The sequence below is a fragment of the Giesbergeria sp. genome, assembly GCF_028686475.1.
Taxonomy (GTDB): domain Bacteria; phylum Pseudomonadota; class Gammaproteobacteria; order Burkholderiales; family Burkholderiaceae_C; genus Simplicispira.
Genome location: NZ_JAQUCA010000002.1, coordinates 184,795 through 201,608, shown reverse-complemented (window position 1 = coordinate 201,608; position 16,814 = coordinate 184,795). Strand labels below are relative to the sequence as shown.

Annotated in this window: 10 protein-coding genes; 4 read left to right on the top strand and 6 right to left on the bottom strand. The window is 59.2% G+C overall.

Annotated features, from left to right (window positions below; all coding sequences use genetic code 11):
- Positions 1-95: 95 nt before the first annotated feature.
- The 4 genes from recC (at position 96) to alaS (ending at position 12,151) form a co-directional block, all read left to right on the top strand.
- Positions 96-3,668: an exodeoxyribonuclease V subunit gamma gene (gene recC / locus PHX60_RS02275; RefSeq protein WP_300074083.1), complete on the top strand. Its 3,573-nt coding sequence runs from the start codon at positions 96-98 to the stop codon at positions 3,666-3,668.
- Entirely contained in the window at positions 3,655-7,380 is a 3,726-nt protein-coding gene (gene recB / locus PHX60_RS02270) for an exodeoxyribonuclease V subunit beta (protein WP_300074080.1), read from the top strand. The genes recC and recB overlap by 14 nt, the downstream gene beginning before the upstream one ends.
- Complete coding sequence (gene recD, locus PHX60_RS02265; protein ID WP_300074077.1) at positions 7,377-9,455, top strand: exodeoxyribonuclease V subunit alpha; 2,079 nt, start codon at positions 7,377-7,379, stop codon at positions 9,453-9,455. The genes recB and recD overlap by 4 nt, the downstream gene beginning before the upstream one ends.
- Before the next feature lie 68 nt (positions 9,456-9,523).
- Complete coding sequence (gene alaS / locus PHX60_RS02260; protein WP_300074074.1) at positions 9,524-12,151, top strand: alanine--tRNA ligase; 2,628 nt, start codon at positions 9,524-9,526, stop codon at positions 12,149-12,151.
- Between the two features lie 63 nt (positions 12,152-12,214).
- Here alaS and PHX60_RS02255 read toward each other — a convergent pair whose 3' ends face one another.
- The 6 genes from PHX60_RS02255 to arsH all read right to left on the bottom strand — a co-directional run bounded on the left by PHX60_RS02255 (position 12,215) and on the right by arsH (position 16,804).
- Positions 12,215-12,454 carry a thioredoxin family protein gene (locus PHX60_RS02255; RefSeq protein WP_300074071.1) on the bottom strand — a complete coding sequence of 80 codons (240 nt, stop codon included), beginning with the start codon at positions 12,452-12,454 and terminating at the stop codon, positions 12,215-12,217.
- Positions 12,455-12,484: 30 nt separating this feature from the next.
- A complete protein-coding gene (locus PHX60_RS02250; protein WP_300074068.1) occupies positions 12,485-13,930 on the bottom strand; it encodes a permease in 1,446 nt (481 codons plus the stop codon).
- Positions 13,931-13,950: 20 nt separating this feature from the next.
- Complete coding sequence (locus PHX60_RS02245; protein WP_300074065.1) at positions 13,951-14,874, bottom strand: cation diffusion facilitator family transporter; 924 nt, start codon at positions 14,872-14,874, stop codon at positions 13,951-13,953.
- On the bottom strand, positions 14,874-15,344 hold the full coding sequence (locus tag PHX60_RS02240) for an OsmC family protein (protein ID WP_300074062.1): 471 nt from the start codon (positions 15,342-15,344) through the stop codon (positions 14,874-14,876). Before PHX60_RS02240 ends, PHX60_RS02245 begins: the two co-directional genes overlap by 1 nt.
- A 179-nt stretch (positions 15,345-15,523) precedes the next feature.
- The gene (locus PHX60_RS02235) at positions 15,524-16,081 is read right to left on the bottom strand and encodes a sigma-70 family RNA polymerase sigma factor (RefSeq protein ID WP_300074059.1); all 558 of its coding nucleotides are present in this window, start codon (positions 16,079-16,081) and stop codon (positions 15,524-15,526) included.
- 9 nt (positions 16,082-16,090) lie between these two features.
- Positions 16,091-16,804, bottom strand: coding sequence for an arsenical resistance protein ArsH (gene arsH, locus PHX60_RS02230; protein ID WP_300074238.1), 714 nt, complete (start codon positions 16,802-16,804; stop codon positions 16,091-16,093).
- Positions 16,805-16,814: the final 10 nt, after the last annotated feature.

Below are 16,814 nucleotides of genomic sequence, written 5' to 3'. Positions count from 1 at the left end.
AACGTCACAGTGGCAATTTTTTGCGCTTGGAGTGGGATTTATCATATAGATTCGGGCCTTCTCCCTGTCTGGCACCCCCCCCTCTGAGGTCCACCTTGCCCGCTTCACCTGCTGCCTCCTCCATCCGTCCCGGTTTTATTACCCTGCATGGCAACCAGTCGGAGTGGTTGGCGCAAACGGTGATGCACTGGCTGCAAAACACGCCCTTAGACCCCTTAGAGCAAGAGGTGGTACTGGTACAAAGCAACGGCATGGCCGAGTGGTTCAAAATGGAAATGGCCCGCCTGACGGGCGCTTGTGCCGCCACGCAGGTGGAGTTGCCTAGCCGGTTTTTGTGGCGCACCTACCGCCAAGTGCTGGGCGCAGGGGCGGTGCCGCGCGAGTCGCCGCTAGACAAGCTCCCCATGACATGGCGACTTATGAAAGTGCTGCCCGAGTTGCTAGAGCAGCCCGATTTTGCCCCGGTGGCGCGTTATCTGCGCCAACACAATCCGCACCACGAGCGCGACTTGCCCTTGGCCGCCAAATTGGCCGATTTGTTCGACCAATACCAAAACTACCGTGCCGATTGGTTGCAGGCGTGGGGCCAAGGCCAAGATGTTTTGTTGCAACACGATGGCCGTAGCGCGCCCGTGCCGCCAGACCAGCGTTGGCAACCGCAGTTGTGGCGCGCGGTGTTGGGCACTTTGGCCGATGGCCAGCAGCAAGCCATCCGTCCTTATTTGCACCAACGGGCGATGGAGCAACTGCGCGCGGGCCACACCGATTACACCGGGCGCGTGGCGCGCCGGGTGGTGGTGTTTGGCATGAGCCATATGCCACTCTCTACCCTGCACACTTTGGCCGCCCTGAGTCCTTACACGCAAGTCATTTTGGCGATTCCCAATCCTTGCCGCTATTACTGGGGCGACATCATCGAGGGGCGCGAGCTGTTTCGTACCCTGCGCCAGCGCCAGCAGGCGCGTGGTGGGGTGAGTTTGGCGCAAGTGCCCTTGCCAGACATGCACCAACACGCCCACCCCTTGCTGGCCAGCTGGGGGCGGCAGGGGCGCGACTTTATCCGCCTGTTGGATGCGTTTGACCAAGTAGAGCAAACGCGCCAGCAGTTTCCGCAATTGCGCTTGGATATGTTTGATGAGACCGAATCCAGCCCCCACACTCCGATGCTGCGCCGGGTGCAGCAAGCGATTCGGGATTTGGAGCCACTGGATGCCCAATTGCCAAGCAGCCCCTGGCCTTGGCAGTCCAGCGACCGCTCCATCAGCTTTCATATCGCGCACAACCGGGTGCGCGAGCTGGAAATTTTGCACGACCAATTGCTGCGTTGGCTCGCTGGTGCCGAGCGCCACCCCGAAGCTGCACCCTTGCAGCCGCGCGACATCGTGGTGATGGTGCCCGATATAGGCGTGATGGCCCCGGCCATTCGTGCCGTGTTTGAGCAATACAAAGCCTCGGACCCGCGTTACATCCCCTATGACATCGCCGACGTCAGCGCCCAAGCCACCAGCCCGCTCATGAGCGCCTTGGAATGGCTGCTCAAACTGCCGCGCCAGCGCTGCGGCATGAGTGAGTTGCTCGATTTATTAGAAGTGCCCGCCGTAGCACGGCGCTTTGGCATGGCCGCCGAGGGCCTGCCACGCCTGAAACAATGGATGCAAGGTGCGGGCATTCGCTGGGGCTTGAATGAGCAGCACCGTAGCCAATTGGGTTTAGCCGCTTGCGGCGAACAAAACAGCGCTTGGTTTGGCTTGCAGCGCATGTTGCTGGCCTATGCCACCGGCGCTTTGCCCAGCAACCCCGACACCAGCGCCGGTACGCCGTGGGCGCAAATTGTGCCTTACGCCGAAGTGGGCGGACTGGAGGCCGAATGGGCCGGTAGCTTGGCGCATCTGCTGCAAACGCTGATGGATTGGGTAGCCCAAGCCGCTACCGCTGCCAGCCCTGAAGATTGGGCGCAACGCGGGCGCGTGCTGTTAGATGCCATGTTTCGCCCCCAAGACGATGCCGAACAAACCATGCTAGAGCAGGTCTTAGAGGGCTTGAACCACTGGTTGCAAGCCTGTGAGCAAGCTGGTTTTGAGCAGCCCTTGCCCTTGGCAGATTTTAGAAGTGCATGGCTGGAGGCGATAGACCCGCCCTCGTTGGATGACAAATTCCGCGCTGGCGGGGTGACCTTTTGTACCCTGATGCCGATGCGTGCCATTCCGTTTGAAGTGGTGTGCCTGTTGGGCATGAACGATGGCGACTACCCCCGGCGCAGTCTGCACAATGATTTTGACTTGATGCGCCAAGCAGGCCAATACCGTCCCGGCGACCGCTCACGCCAGCACGATGACCGCCAATTGATGCTCGAAGCACTGTTGTCGGCGCGGCGTGCGTTGTATATCTCTTGGACGGGCCGCAGCGTGCGCGACAACACCGAGCAGCCGCCGTCGGTCTTGGTGGCACAGTTGCGCGATTACCTGAGCAGCTGTTGGGGTAAAAAAGTGGTAGAGCAACTCACCACCGAATACCCGCTGCAAGCCTTTAGCCGCAGCTATTTTGCCCAAAACAGCCCCCTGCACACCTACGCCCACGAGTGGCGCAGTCTGCACCATAGCCCGCCCACAGACGACGCTGGTCAGAGCAGCAGCATCATCCCGCCCTTGCCCGCCTTTGTCCCCGACCCCCAAGTGCCGCTAACGCTGCAACGCTTGGCGCAATTTTTACGCAACCCGGTAAAAGTGTTTTTTCGGGAACGGTTAAGCATTGTTTGGCCAGACGAGCGCGCCCCCGACTTGGATGTCGAGCCTTTGGCCAGCAATGCGTTAGAGCATTACCACTGGATACGGCAGCAAATGGACAGCTGGCCGCCGCAAGCCAGCGCCGCGCAATTGCAGCAACAAATTGTGCAATCGTTGCAACGCCAGCGCCAAGCCGGGGTGTTTCAGTTGCAAGCCTTGGGCCAGCGCCAGCAAGACAGCCTGCAACAGGTGTTGCTGCCGTTGGCCCAAGCGTGGGTGCAGGTGCGCCAAGAATATCCACAAACTGCGCCGCGCCAAGCCTTGCAACTAGAACATGGCGGCGTGCTGCTACAAGACTGGTTAGAGCAGCTGTACAGCAACGGTAGCGCTACGGTTTGTCTGCACCTAGAGCCAAGCAAATTGCTGCAAAAAACCGGAAAACCGCGCCCAGAAAAGCTATTGCCAGTCTGGTTGCGCCTGTTGGCAGCTGCGGCCAACGGGCAAAGTGTCTCTGCTGTGGTGGTGGGCCAAGATGCACGCTTAGACATCCAAGCCATCCGCCCAGACATAGCGCAAGCACAATGGCCCTTGCTGTTAGACCTCTGGCTGCAAGGTATGCAGCGCCCCCTGCCCTTGCCCCTGCGTACCGCCTTGGCCTATGTCGCCCAGCAAGACAAAGTCGATGCTGCCACCAGCGCGGCTACCAGCACCTACGAAGGCAGTGAACACAACGAGCTGCCCGGCGAAGGCACCGAGCCGTGTTTGGCGCGCGAATTCCCCGATTTTGCTGCCTTGCAAGCCAGTGGCGAGTTCACCCAGTGGGCGCAAACCCTGTACGCCCCGCTACTGCAATGGCTGCCCAGCCAGGTACGCTGCACCCCCCATCCTGCCACCGCCACCGCCACCGCCACCGCATTCGCCGAGCCTTGCCATGCAGAAACTTGAACCCTTGCACTTTCCGCTCTGGGGCAGCCGCCTGATGGAGGCCAGCGCTGGCACCGGCAAAACTTGGACGATTGCTGCGCTGTACGTGCGTTTGGTGTTGGGACACGGCCAGCCCGACAGCCGCTTTGTGCGCCCCTTGGCACCGGCAGAAATTTTAGTGATGACGTTTACCCGCGCGGCCACGCGCGAGTTATCGGCGCGCATACGCCAGCGCCTGCTAGAGGCTGCGCGTTGCTTTCGTAACCCAGAGGATGCCCCAGCCCCAGACCCTTTTCTGCAAAACTTGCTGGCCGACTACCCTGACCCCCACAGTCGCCAACAAGCCGCCTGGCAACTGGCCAACGCCGCCGAAAACATGGACGATTGCGCCGTGTTCACCATTGATGCGTGGTGCCAACGCATGTTGCGCGAACACGCCTTTGACAGCGGCAGCGTGTTTGACGAAAACTTGGTAGCCGACGAACAATCGGTCATGACAGCCGCCGTGCAAGATTACTGGCGGCAAGAATGCTATCCCCTCACCAATGGCCCATTAGAGGCGGTGCTATCGGTGTGGCCCAGCGTGCATAGCTTGGCGCAAGAGGTGCGCGCCTTGTTGCAGCAGCCCGTACCCCTGCCCCCCCTACCACCAGAGGTACAAGGGGGCACGCTGCATCATTTGGTCAGTAATTTACTGCCACCGGCCCTGCAAAACCTACTGCAACAGCGCCAGCAACACATCCCGGCCATGCAAAACTGGTTGCTCGCGCAACTGGCGCAACAGCGAAAACACTGGAACGCCACCACCCTCAAGACCGAGAGCGTCGCAAAATGGTTTGCCCAGTTGCAAACATGGGCCAGCAACCCCTTACCGCTGGCTTTACCGAAAGAAGAGGCTTTATACAAGCTCACCCAACACGGCCTGCAAGCGACACGCAAAAAAGAGGCCCCGGCCATCGACATCCCAAGTGAATTTGCCTGGTTTAGCGAAGTCTTTGCCGCCTACCAAAGCCTGCCAAACCCTGCCACCCCGATGCGCTTGCACGCCGCCCACAGCGTACAACGGCGCATCGAGCAGCTCAAGCGCCAAGCGGGCGAGTTTGGTTTTCAGGATTTATTGCAGCGCCTGCACGCGGCTTTGCAAGGCAGCGACGGCCAGCGTTTGCGCCAGCGCATTCTGGCCCAATACCCGCTGGCGCTGATTGACGAGTTCCAAGACACCTCGCCGCTGCAATACGCGGTGTTTGACCAACTCTATGGCGTGGCCAGCAATCCAGCGCAACAAGCCCTGCTGTTGATTGGCGACCCGAAACAATCTATCTACGGCTTTCGAGGGGCCGATATTTACAGCTATTTGCGTGCGCGCAGTGCCACCGGACAGCGCCATTACGCCTTAGATACCAACTACCGCTCCACCAAAGATTTGGTCACTGCTGTCAACCGATTATTTTTACACGCCGAAAAAAACCCCAGCAGCCACCCCAAAGGGGCGTTTTTATTCCGCAGTGCTGGCCCCACAGCCAACAACGACAGCAGCCACAGTGGCGGCAGCGATGGCGGCAGCCGCTTACCGTTTGTCGAAGTCAAGGCCCAAGGGCGCAGTGAACGCTTGCACATTGCCGGTCTGCCCGCCGCCGCTGCCCTGACCATCGTGCATGATGTGGGCCAAGTGCAAGACACCGACACCCTGCGCTGGCGCTTTGCCGTCCAATGCGCCGAGCAGGTGGTGGCTTGGCTGGCCGATGCCCAAACTGGCTTGTTGGATACAGACGGCCACTTTACGCGCCTGCGCCCGGCAGATATTGCCATTTTGGTACGCACCGGCAAAGAAGCCGCCGTGGTGCGCCGCGCCTTGCAGCAACGGCGCGTGGCCTCGGTTTATCTGTCCGAGCGCGATTCGGTGTTTCATGGCAACGAAGCCCAAGACCTGCTGCACTGGTCGCGTGGCGTGGCGATGCCACAAGATGCCGCCTTGGTGCGTGCCGCGTTGGCTACACGCACCGTCGGCCTGAGCATCGACGAACTGGCGTGGTACACCAGCCACGATGAAGCCTTTGATGTCTACTGCGACCAGATGCGCCAGCTGCGCCAAGTGTGGTCACAGCAAGGCGTGTTGGCCATGTTGCGCCAATCTTTACAGCGTTTGGGCTGGGCGGCGCGTTGGCTGGCCGCCCCAGAAGGCGATGGCGAGCGCCGCCTGACCAATTTTTTGCATCTGGCCGAGCTATTGCACAGCGCCAGCACCGATTTAGACGGCGAACAAGCCCTGATTCGTTGGTTAGAACTCAAAATCAGCGCCCCAGCCCAAGACAGCGACGAGCAACTGCTGCGCCTAGAAAGCGATGCCGATTTGGTCAAAGTCGTGACCATCCATAAAAGCAAGGGGCTGGAATACCCGCTGGTGCTGTTGCCGTTCGCGTTTGATTTTCGGGCAGTTTCCGGGCGCGACCAATTTGCCACCGTGCCCGATGCCCAAGGCACGCCACAATTGGTGCTAGAGCTGTCCGATGAGACACGCCAAGTGGCCGAGCAAGAGCGCTTGCGCGAAGATTTGCGCCTGCTGTACGTGGCCCTGACGCGTGCGCGCCATGCCTTGTGGGTAGGTTTTGCGACGATAAAAAAAGGCAACAGCCCGCGTTGCCAAAGCCATCTGAGTGCTTTGGGTTACCTGCTGGGTGGCCCCAAAGAACGCGCCGCGTCCGACTGGCTACCGGTGCTGCAAGCCGTGGCCGGTGGCCCTATTCACTTACAAGCGGCCCCCCCGGCAGAGCAAGCCCTGCCATGCAGCCTTTTGCCAGCGTTGGCCCAGCCTGCTGATTTGGCCGACCACTTGCCCGACTATGTGGCCGATTTTGACCGCACTTGGAGCGTCTCTAGTTACTCGCGCCTGACCAGAGTAGTCTATGGCAGCGCACGCACCACGCTGGCCGCCCGGCGCGCGCAAGACGAATGGAGCGCCGACGCGCCCACCAGCATCAGCACCATCAGCACCCCAGTGGGCGAGCAAGCAATTGCACACCGCTTTAAGCCGGGAGCCTTGAGCGGCAATTTTTTGCACGAGCAACTCGAATGGCTGGCCGCTGGCCACTTCGCCCTGCAAGATGCCCAAGCACGGCAAAAAGCCCTGTTAGCGCGCTGCGAACGCGCGGGTCACAGCGCAGAAGAAGCGGCTGAACTGCTGCAATGGCTGCAACAAGTGGTGCAAACCCCGCTGCCGCAGTTGTGCGCGCCGCTGGCTGGTTTGGAGGGAGCTTTGGTGCCCGAAATGGAATTTTGGCTACCAGCACAGGCCATTAACACAACCGTGCTGGACGGCTTATGCCAACAGCATATTTTTTCTCATTTGCAGCGGCCCCAGCTACAAAGCAGCCAATTGCATGGCATGTTGATGGGGTTTGCCGATTTGGTGTTTTGTCATGGCGGGCGCTATTGGGTGTTGGATTACAAATCCAGCCGCTTGGGCCAGCAAGATGCCGATTACAGCCGGGCCGCCATGCAAGAGGAGATGGTCTTGCGCCGCTACGATGTGCAAGCCATTTTGTACCAATTTGCCCTGCACCGCCTGTTGCAACAACGTTTGGGCGCCGCCTACCAGCCAGAGGAACATTTGGGCGGTGCCTTGTATTTCTTTATCCGTGGCATTGCCGGGCCAGAGCAAGGCATTTGCTGGGTGCCCCCCTCCATAGACTGCCTGCAAGGTATGCAAGCCATGTTTGGCGGAGACCGCTCTTGAACCACCGTTCTATCACTCCAGAGACCCTAGAAACCCCAGAGCAAGCCTTGGCACAGTTGCGTGCTTGGTCCGATGCGGGCTGGTTGCGCCAACTCGATAGCGCTTTTGCCCGCTTTTTGTGGCAGCTAGACCCCGCTGTGTCGGTGCCCGTACTCATGGCGGCAGCTTTGCTCACGCAGATGGAAGGGCGCGGCCATACCTGTCTGCCGATGGAAACCCTGCAAACCCCCTATCGCCCAGACATCGACTGGCCACCCGCAGCGCGCCAAGCTTGGCAAGAGACTTGGCAGCAAGCCCAGCCCGCACACCACCTGCCCCACGACAGCCACGGCTGGGCGCAGGCTTTGCGCGCCAGCCCTTTGGTGTATTGCGCCACGGCCCCCAAGGCAGTGGACCAAGGCCAGCCCTTGGTATTGGGCGGTTCCGACGCTGCTCCACTGCTCTATCTGCGCCGTTATTGGCTCTATGAGCAGCAGGTGCTGGCCGCGATACAACAACGCTTGCAAACCCAGCGCCAGATGGACAATGCAGCCGCCCAACGCTGGTTAGCGCAACTGTTCGGCCCTGGCCAGCCAGAGCAACCCGATTGGCAACAGGTAGCCTGCGCCATTGCCCTGCGCGCCCCCTTGAGCATCATCACCGGTGGGCCGGGCACCGGCAAAACCTACACCGCCGCGCGCTTGCTGGCGCTGCTGCTGGCCTTGCACCCGCAACCCGAAACCCTGCGCGTCGCCTTGGCCGCACCCACCGGCAAAGCCGCCGCGCGCCTGAGCGAATCCATCGCCAGCTCCTTACAAGAGCTGCAAGACTCCATCGACCGCGCCGTCGAGGCTTTGCCCCACGCACAGCGCCCAGCCCAGGTGCCCAACTTGGCCGCCCTGATTGCGCGTATCGGCAAAGCCAAAACCATCCATGCCCTGCTCGGGGCCAGTTTGCACACGCGCCAGTTTCGCCACCATGCCGCCCAGCCCTTGGCGGTGGATGTACTCATTGTGGATGAAACCTCGATGATTCATTTGGAGATGATGGCTGCCCTGTTGCAAGCCGTGCCCGCGCAAGCACAATTGATTTTGTTGGGCGATAAAGACCAATTGGCCTCGGTAGAAGCCGGTGCCGTGTTGGGTGATTTATGCACCCATGCACAAGCCGGACGTTACAACCCGGCCAGCCAAAGCTATATCCACCAACTGACCGGCAGCAGTATCCCGTCGGAGTTTTGCGATTCCAGCCCCGCCGCCCCCATTTTGGCGCAGCAAACCGTGATGCTGCGCCAAAGCCGTCGTTTTCGTGGTGCCATTGGTGCGCTGGCGCTGGCCGTCAACCAAGGCAAGGTTCCCGCCAATTACGGCCACGGCCAGCAGCTCTACCAAGATGAAGTCTGGATAGCCGATAGCGCAGAGCAGCGCAGCCCAGCCCACGTCGCCACTTTGGCCGTGCAAGGCCGTGGCCCGGCGCCCAGCTATGCAGACTATCTGCACCAAATCCAACAAGCCAAACCCCAAGTTTGGCAGCAGCCCGAACAGCACCAGCAATGGGTGGTGCGCGTGCTGTTGGCTTTTCAGCGTTTCCGTATTTTGTGCGCGGTGCATGAGGGCGCTTGGGGCGATGAACAACTCAATCCACTGGTACAAAAAGCGCTGCAACAAGCGGGGCTATTGCGCCCACACAGCGAATGGTTTACGGGCCGCCCGGTGATGGTGACGCGCAACGATGCCTCTTTGGGCATCTTTAATGGCGATGTGGGCGTAGTGTTGCCCAGTTTTAGCAACCGACAAGCCTTGCGCGCTTATTTTTTGGATGGAGAACAAACGCGCTCGGTGGCGGTGGGGCGTTTGGCGCATGTCGAAACCGCCTTTGTCATGACGGTACACAAAAGCCAAGGCTCCGAGTTTGAACACACCCTGCTGGTGTTGCCCGACAGCGGCGAGCAGGTACTCAATCGCCAACTGGTTTATACCGGCATTACCCGCGCCAGAGGCTATTTTTCTTTGGTCGAAGCCCAAGCGGGCACTTTGGCGCGCGCCGCCGCCGCCCCCTTGCGCCGCGCCAGTGGCTTAGCTGCTTTGCTGGGCTAAATTGGGCAAGGCCAAATCTATAATCTGTGGCTATTTTGCCCCCGCCTATCCCCTCGAATAACACCCCCATGAGTACACCCATTTTTACCGTTGCCGACATCCGCAAGACCTTTTTGGATTTCTTTGCTTCTAAGGGGCACACTGTGGTGGCCTCCAGCCCCTTGGTGCCGGGCAATGACCCGACGCTGATGTTCACCAACTCGGGCATGGTGCAATTTAAAGACGTGTTTTTGGGCAGCGACAAGCGCAGCTATGTACGCGCGGCCTCGGTGCAAGCCTGTTTGCGTGCCGGTGGCAAACACAACGACTTAGAAAACGTCGGTTACACCGCCCGCCACCATACCTTTTTTGAGATGCTGGGCAACTGGAGCTTTGGCGACTACTTTAAGCGCGAAAGCCTGAAGTGGGCTTGGGAGCTGCTGACCGAAGTTTATAAACTGCCCAAAGAGCGCCTGCTGGCCACCGTCTATGCCGAAGACGACGAAGCCTATGACATCTGGACCAAAGAAATCGGCCTGCCCCCCGAGCGTGTAATTCGCATTGGCGACAACAAAGGGGGCCGCTACAAGTCCGACAACTTTTGGATGATGGCCGACACCGGCCCTTGTGGCCCTTGTTCTGAAATCTTCTATGACCACGGCGACCACATCCCCGGCGGCCCCCCCGGCAGCCCCGAGGAAGACGGCGACCGCTTCATCGAAATCTGGAACAACGTGTTCATGCAGTTCAACATGGACGAGCAAGGCAAAGTTACGCCGCTGCCCGCCCCTTGCGTCGATACCGGCATGGGCTTAGAGCGCTTGGCTGCCATCTTGCAGCACGTCCATAGCAACTACGAAATTGACCTGTTCGATGCCCTCATCAAAGCAGCAGCGCGCGAGACCGGCAGCACCGACTTGGGCAACCCCAGCCTGCGCGTCATTGCCGACCATGTGCGTGCCACGGCGTTCTTGGTCAGTGATGGCGTATTGCCCAGCAACGAAGGCCGGGGCTATGTGCAACGGCGCATCATCCGCCGCGCCATTCGCCACGGCTACAAGCTCGGCCAAAAAACGCCGTTCTTCCACAAGCTGGTGGCTGACTTAGCCGTGTTGATGGGCGACAGCTACCCGCAACTGCGCGAACAACAAGCGCGCATTACCGAGGTACTCAAGGCCGAAGAAGAACGCTTCTACGAAACCTTGGCCAACGGCATGGAGATTTTGGATGCGGCTTTGGCCGATGGCAGCAACACCCTGCCCGGCGATATCGCCTTCAAACTGCACGATACCTTTGGCTTCCCACTCGATTTGACCAACGATGTCTGCCGCGAGCGCAGCGTGGCCGTGGATGAAGCCGGTTTTGCAGCGGCGATGGAAAGGCAAAAAGCCCAAGCCCGTGCCGCAGGCAAGTTCAAAATGGACAAGGCGCTGGACTATACGGGCGCGGGCAATAGCTTTACCGGCTACGAGCAGCTGCAAGCAGCCGCTGCCAAAATTGTGGCCCTGTATGTGGATGGCGTGAGCGTGGCCGAAATCAAATCCGGCCAAAGCGGTGTGGTGGTGTTAGACACCACCCCCTTCTATGCCGAAAGCGGCGGCCAAGTGGGCGACCAAGGCCAGATTACCAGTGGTTCGGCCCAGTTTGCCGTGGCCGACACGCTCAAAATCAAGGCCGATGTGTTCGGCCACCACGGCACGCTGGAAACCGGCACGCTCAATGTCGGTGACCATGTCAATGCCCAAGTCGATACGGCCCTGCGCGCTGCCACGGTACGCAACCACAGCGCTACCCACTTGATGCACAAAGCCCTGCGCGAAGTGTTGGGCAGCCATGTGCAGCAAAAAGGCAGCTTGGTCAACGCCGAGCGTACCCGCTTTGACTTTGCCCACAACGCCCCCGTCACCGATGCCGAAATCCGCCAGATTGAAGCTTTGGTGAATGCCGAGATTTTGGCCAATGCCGCCACCCAAGCGCGGGTGATGGACATTGAAGCGGCGCAACAAACCGGCGCGATGATGCTATTCGGCGAAAAATACGGCGAAACCGTGCGCGTGTTGGACATCGGCTCCAGCCGCGAACTGTGCGGCGGCACCCATGTGCAGCGCACCGGCGATATTGGCCTGTTCAAAATTGTGGCCGAAAGTGGCGTAGCGGCTGGCGTGCGCCGCATTGAGGCCGTGACGGGTGTCAACGCCTTGGCATACTTGCAATCCTTAGAAGACACCGTAGCCCAAGCAGCTGCCACCTTGCGCGCCCCCACAGCAGAAGTCAACAGCCGCATTGCCCAAACGCTGGAGCAAATCAAAGCCCTAGAAAAAGAACTGGCCGCGCTCAAGGGCAAGCTGGCCTCTAGCCAAGGCGATGAGCTGGCGCTGCAAGCCGTGGAGGTCAAGGGCCTGAAGGTGTTGGCCGCCGTGCTGCCCGGCGCAGATGCCAAAACCCTGCGCGATACGCTCGACAAGCTCAAGGACAAACTCAAAACCGCTGCCATCGTGCTGGCCGCTGTGGATGGCGACAAGGTGCAACTGGCCGCAGGTGTCACTGCCGACAGCGTGGGCAAAGTCAAAGCCGGAGAGCTGGTGAATTTTGTCGCCCAACAAGTAGGCGGCAAGGGCGGTGGCAAGCCCGATATGGCGATGGCTGGCGGCACCAACGCCACCCAATTGCCTACTGCACTGGCCAGCGTGCCCGCTTGGGTCGCTGAACGGGTTTAAACGCCAGCTGGCTGGGCGCAGGTTGCACCGCGCCTGTGCCCAGCCCATCTGCTTTAGGCCGATTTAGGCTGCTTGTAGCCAAGTTTGCACATCCGCCTTGCTGGGAATGCGTCCGCTGGCAACCAGCTTTTCATTGATAACCAAGCCCGGCGTAGAAAGCAAATCGTAGGCCATGATGGCCTTCATATCGGTCACTTTGACAAATTCAGCCTGAACACCAGCCTCGGTGGCCGCCTCGCGGGCAATAGTTTCGAGTTTCTTGCAATTGGCACAGCCGGGGCCAAGAATTTTGACAGTCAACATAAAAGTCTCCTTGCGGGTTGAAAAAAAAGTTTATAGCGGCGAGCGCGACACTTGCATCCGATGTAGCCAGACCAGCAAGCCAGCCAACATCGCCACAAACGCCGCTAAGCCCAAGGCCAGCGTGGATGAGGCCATGCCATCCACCCAAGCCCCATACGATAGCCCAGCCATGACGCTGAAAATAGCCACCAGCCCGACATAAGAAAAAGTCTTTTTGCGGCCAATCACAGCAATCACCATCAAAATGCTTTGCAGGCTTAACTCGGGGTCGGCCATCAAATAGGCCAACAGCGGCCCTTGGTGCATCCCCAAATCCAAGAACATTTTGGCCACCGGCACTTCTACCAGCGTCGGAAAATACATAAACACACCGAACAGCACCGCTACCATATTGGCCAGCACGGTGTTGCTACCGGCCCAGCTTTCAATCCACTCAGGCTGAATGATTTGGCGCACCATGCCGACAATAAACACCCCAATCACCAATACCCCGAAAATTTGCTTCACAAAGCGCCAAGCCTCCCACAGCCAGGCTTGGCGGTCATCGGCCTCTAAGGCTTGCAGGTAATGCCAAACCGCCCACAGACATAAGCCAACAGCAAAAAAACGCCCGGTAATGGCCAGTTCCAGCCCCTGGGTGCTAGGCGTTAAGCGCAAAGCGGCCACCAGCAATGTGGCCGCTGTCAGGCCCAAGGTGGTCCAAGTCCAGCGGTTGGCTCCTTCGATGATATTTTCTAGCCCTTTCCAAGCGGTGCTGGCAATCAACAACAGCAGAAAAATCAATACCGAACCTTGAAACGTAACCCCTTCTTCGCCTTTGGCAGCATCGTAGGGCACCCATTGGAACAAGGTGTTTTGCCAATCTTGCGCCCAAGACAGCGGCAGGGTGATAGTGCTCAGGGTGCTGGTTAAAGGCCACAATTTCAGCGTGCCAGCAATCAGCAAAGCCACCATCGACAACAATAAACCTGTGGCCGCAGAACCCACGCTGGCTTTCTCGGAAAACAGGGCATCAGTTTGGGCATCGTGGCTGGCATCATCGCGCCAAAACAGCATCGCCATCAGCAGCCCAATCCCGATGCCAAATAAGAGGCACAGAATAAAACGGGCCGCTGCAAATTCCACCCCCAAAATGCTGCCGGTATAGGCCAGCGCCATGATGTTGCCCGCTGGCGCGAAAAACAAAAAGGTAATGGCAGGGCCAATACCGGCCCCTTTGCGGTAAATTCCACCAAACAGAGGCACGATGGTGCAAGAACACACCGCCAACAATGACCCCGCCGCTGCCGCTGCCGGGTAAGAAACATAAGCTGGAGTGTTGCGCCCCAGCCAGCTAGTGATGCTGGCCTTGGGAATCAAAGCTGCCATAGCACCGGCAATAAAAAAGGCAGGCAACAGGCACAACAACACATGGGCGGCCAAATAGGCCGCTAAATTTCCCGCGCCCCCTCCAAGCAATTGCAAAAAGTAATCCATTGTTGTTCCCTCTCTTTGGCTTAGCAACAAGCTTGTGCGCCCGCACGCAGGGCGCAGCACGGCGCGTAGTCCGGCGGCTCCACTTGCAAGGTGGCATGGTGAATATCAAAATGCTCTTGCAACAGATGTTCTGCCTGATGAAGCAGCGCGGTGACATCGGTTTGGGCAGATTGCAAGACCACATGGGCGCTGAGGGCCACCTCGGAACTGCCCAGCGCCCAGACGTGCAGGTCATGCACCTCGGCCACGCCCGGCAGCGCCAGCAGGTGTTGGCGTACCGCTGCCAGGTTGATACGCTCGGGCACGCCATCCAACAGCAAATGCACCGATTGCCGCAGCAACCCCCAAGTGCCCCAGACAATCACCACGGCAATGGCCAAACTCATCACTGGGTCTATCCAGCTCCAGCCCTGCCAAAGGTAAAGCAAGCCACCCAGCACCACCCCCAACGAGACCAAGGCATCGGCCAGCATGTGCAGAAAAGCGCCACGGATGTTCAAATCATCGGCTTGCCCGCGCATAAACAGCAAGGCCGTGGCGGTGTTAATGACGATGCCCACCCCCGCCACCGCCATCATCGTCCAGCCCTCGGTAGCTTGTGGTGTGCCTAAACGGCCCAGCGCCTCCCAAGCCAAAGCGCCCATTGCCAGCAGCAACAGCAGGGCATTGAGTACCGCCGCCACGATGGAGCCTCGCTTCCAACCGTAGCTATGGCGGGTGTTGGAATGCAGCTTGGCCGCCCAAGCACCGGCCCAAGCCAGTACCAAACCGGCTACATCGCTCAGGTTGTGCCCAGCATCGGCCAGCAGGGCCAGGGAGTCGATTTTCCAGCCATAAAAAGCCTCAATCGCAACGAACCCCAAATTGAGCACGATGCCCACAGCAAACGCCCGGTTAAAGTTGGCCGGGGCGTGGCTGTGGCTATGGTCGTGCCCTGCACCCATTAGGCTCTGCCCTCTGGTTGGCGCAAAGCAGCGTTGAGCTGGTTTGTCAAAGTGGGGCCTCGACACAAAATACCACCCAAGCAGGTGCCCGGTGTAAGGGTATTGAACACGGTTCCGTATTTCTTCACGTTTTCATGCAGCAAATGCAAACGCTGATCCGATTCGTCGGTGTCTATGAAAATTTCGTAACGGATGGACTCCATCTTGGGTGGCACGTCTTGGCGCACCCCTTGCAAACGAACCTCTACCCCACGCAAATCAAACTTGAGGATAGGCGTTACGCGCTCAATGCCCTTGATGATGCAGGCAGCCAGCGCCGCCAGTAGTAACTCGGCAGGATTAAAGGCATCGAGCCGCCCGGCCAAGTCGGTATCTAACAACAAGGTAGCCGCTTTGCACTCTGCCTGACTGCTGTGGCTATCTACACGCCGCGCCTGCACGCTAAAAGTTAGCTTTGCTTGCTCGCTCATGACTATGGCTCCATTGGGTAGGTTCAGCAGCAACTGCTGCTGGTAACAACAAAAACGCCCCCGGACGACGGGTGGGCCAACTCAGCGCAGTAACTGCAAATGTGTTCATACCCCTGAAGACGGAGGACGGCGCAAAAAGACGCAGCTTTCAGCCTGAATATGTCACTTTTTTGAAAAATTCATCTGTTTTTTTCGGGCGCAGGGCGGGGCACAAAGTCTTCAACGTGCCCAGCTTGGTCAAACTGCACTTGGCAGGCATCTGTCAGGTGGGCGCGCAAGCGTTGGCGCGCCCGTTGTAGCCGGGACTTGGCGGCGCTCAGGCCCAAGCCCACGCGGGCCGCATACTCAGCCTGCGACTGGCCTTCAATATCGCAAAAAACAATGGCTTCTCGATCGGCTGGGTGTAATTCAGACAAGGCACGGGGTAAGCATATAGCGAGCTGGTCAATCGGGTCGGGCAGATCGACAGGAGCAGGTAACTCGTCCAGCCCATCGCACCATTCCAGTCGCATGGAAGGCTCTCGGAAGTGATCGGCCAGCGCATGGCGGGCCACCTGAAACAGCCATGCTCTGGTATGGTGAACGCTGCAAAACTGTTCCCCTTGGCGTAGCACCTTGAGAAACAAGTCTTGCATCAAATCATCCACATCTTGTGGCTGGCGCAGATGGTGTAGCAGCCAAGCGCGCAACTCGGCGGCGTGCTGCGCCCAAGCCGTTTGCAAACAGTTTGCGGCCATGTCACCCCGTTACGCCGCTTGCGATAAGTTCACCCGGCGCATCAGGGCATCGGCGCTTTCTTTGCGCTCGCTGTAACGGTCCACCAAATAGGGGGCCACATCGCGCGTGAGCAAGGTAAATTTGACCAGCTCTTCCAACACATCCACCACGCGGTCGTGGTAGCTGGAGGGCAACATGCGGTCATGCTCATCAAACTGCTGGAACGCCTTGGCCACCGAAGACTGGTTCGGGATGGTGAGCATCCGCATCCAGCGCCCCAGCACCCGCATTTGGTTCACGGCATTGAACGATTGTGAGCCGCCACATACTTGCATCAGCGCCAGCGTTTTACCTTGGGTCGGACGTATAGCACCTTGGGTCAGTGGAATCCAGTCAATTTGTGTCTTCATGATGCCCGTCATGGCCCCGTGGCGCTCGGGAGAACACCAGACCATGCCTTCAGCCCACTGCGTTAAAGCGCGTAACTCAGCCACTTTGGGATGGGTTTCGGGGGCATCGTCAGGCAGCGGTAGGCCGCTGGGGTTAAAAATTCTGACCTCTGCCCCCATTGCTTGGAGCAAGCGCGCTGCCTCTTGTACCAGCAGCCTGCTAAAAGAACGCGCCCGCAGCGAGCCATACAACAGCAAAAAGCGCGGCGCATGGGTGGACGCTTGGGCAGGCCGTAGCTGTGCTGGGTCAGGCACTTGGAAATGCGCGGCGGCCACTTGGGGCAAATCGGCCAGACGACTGCGC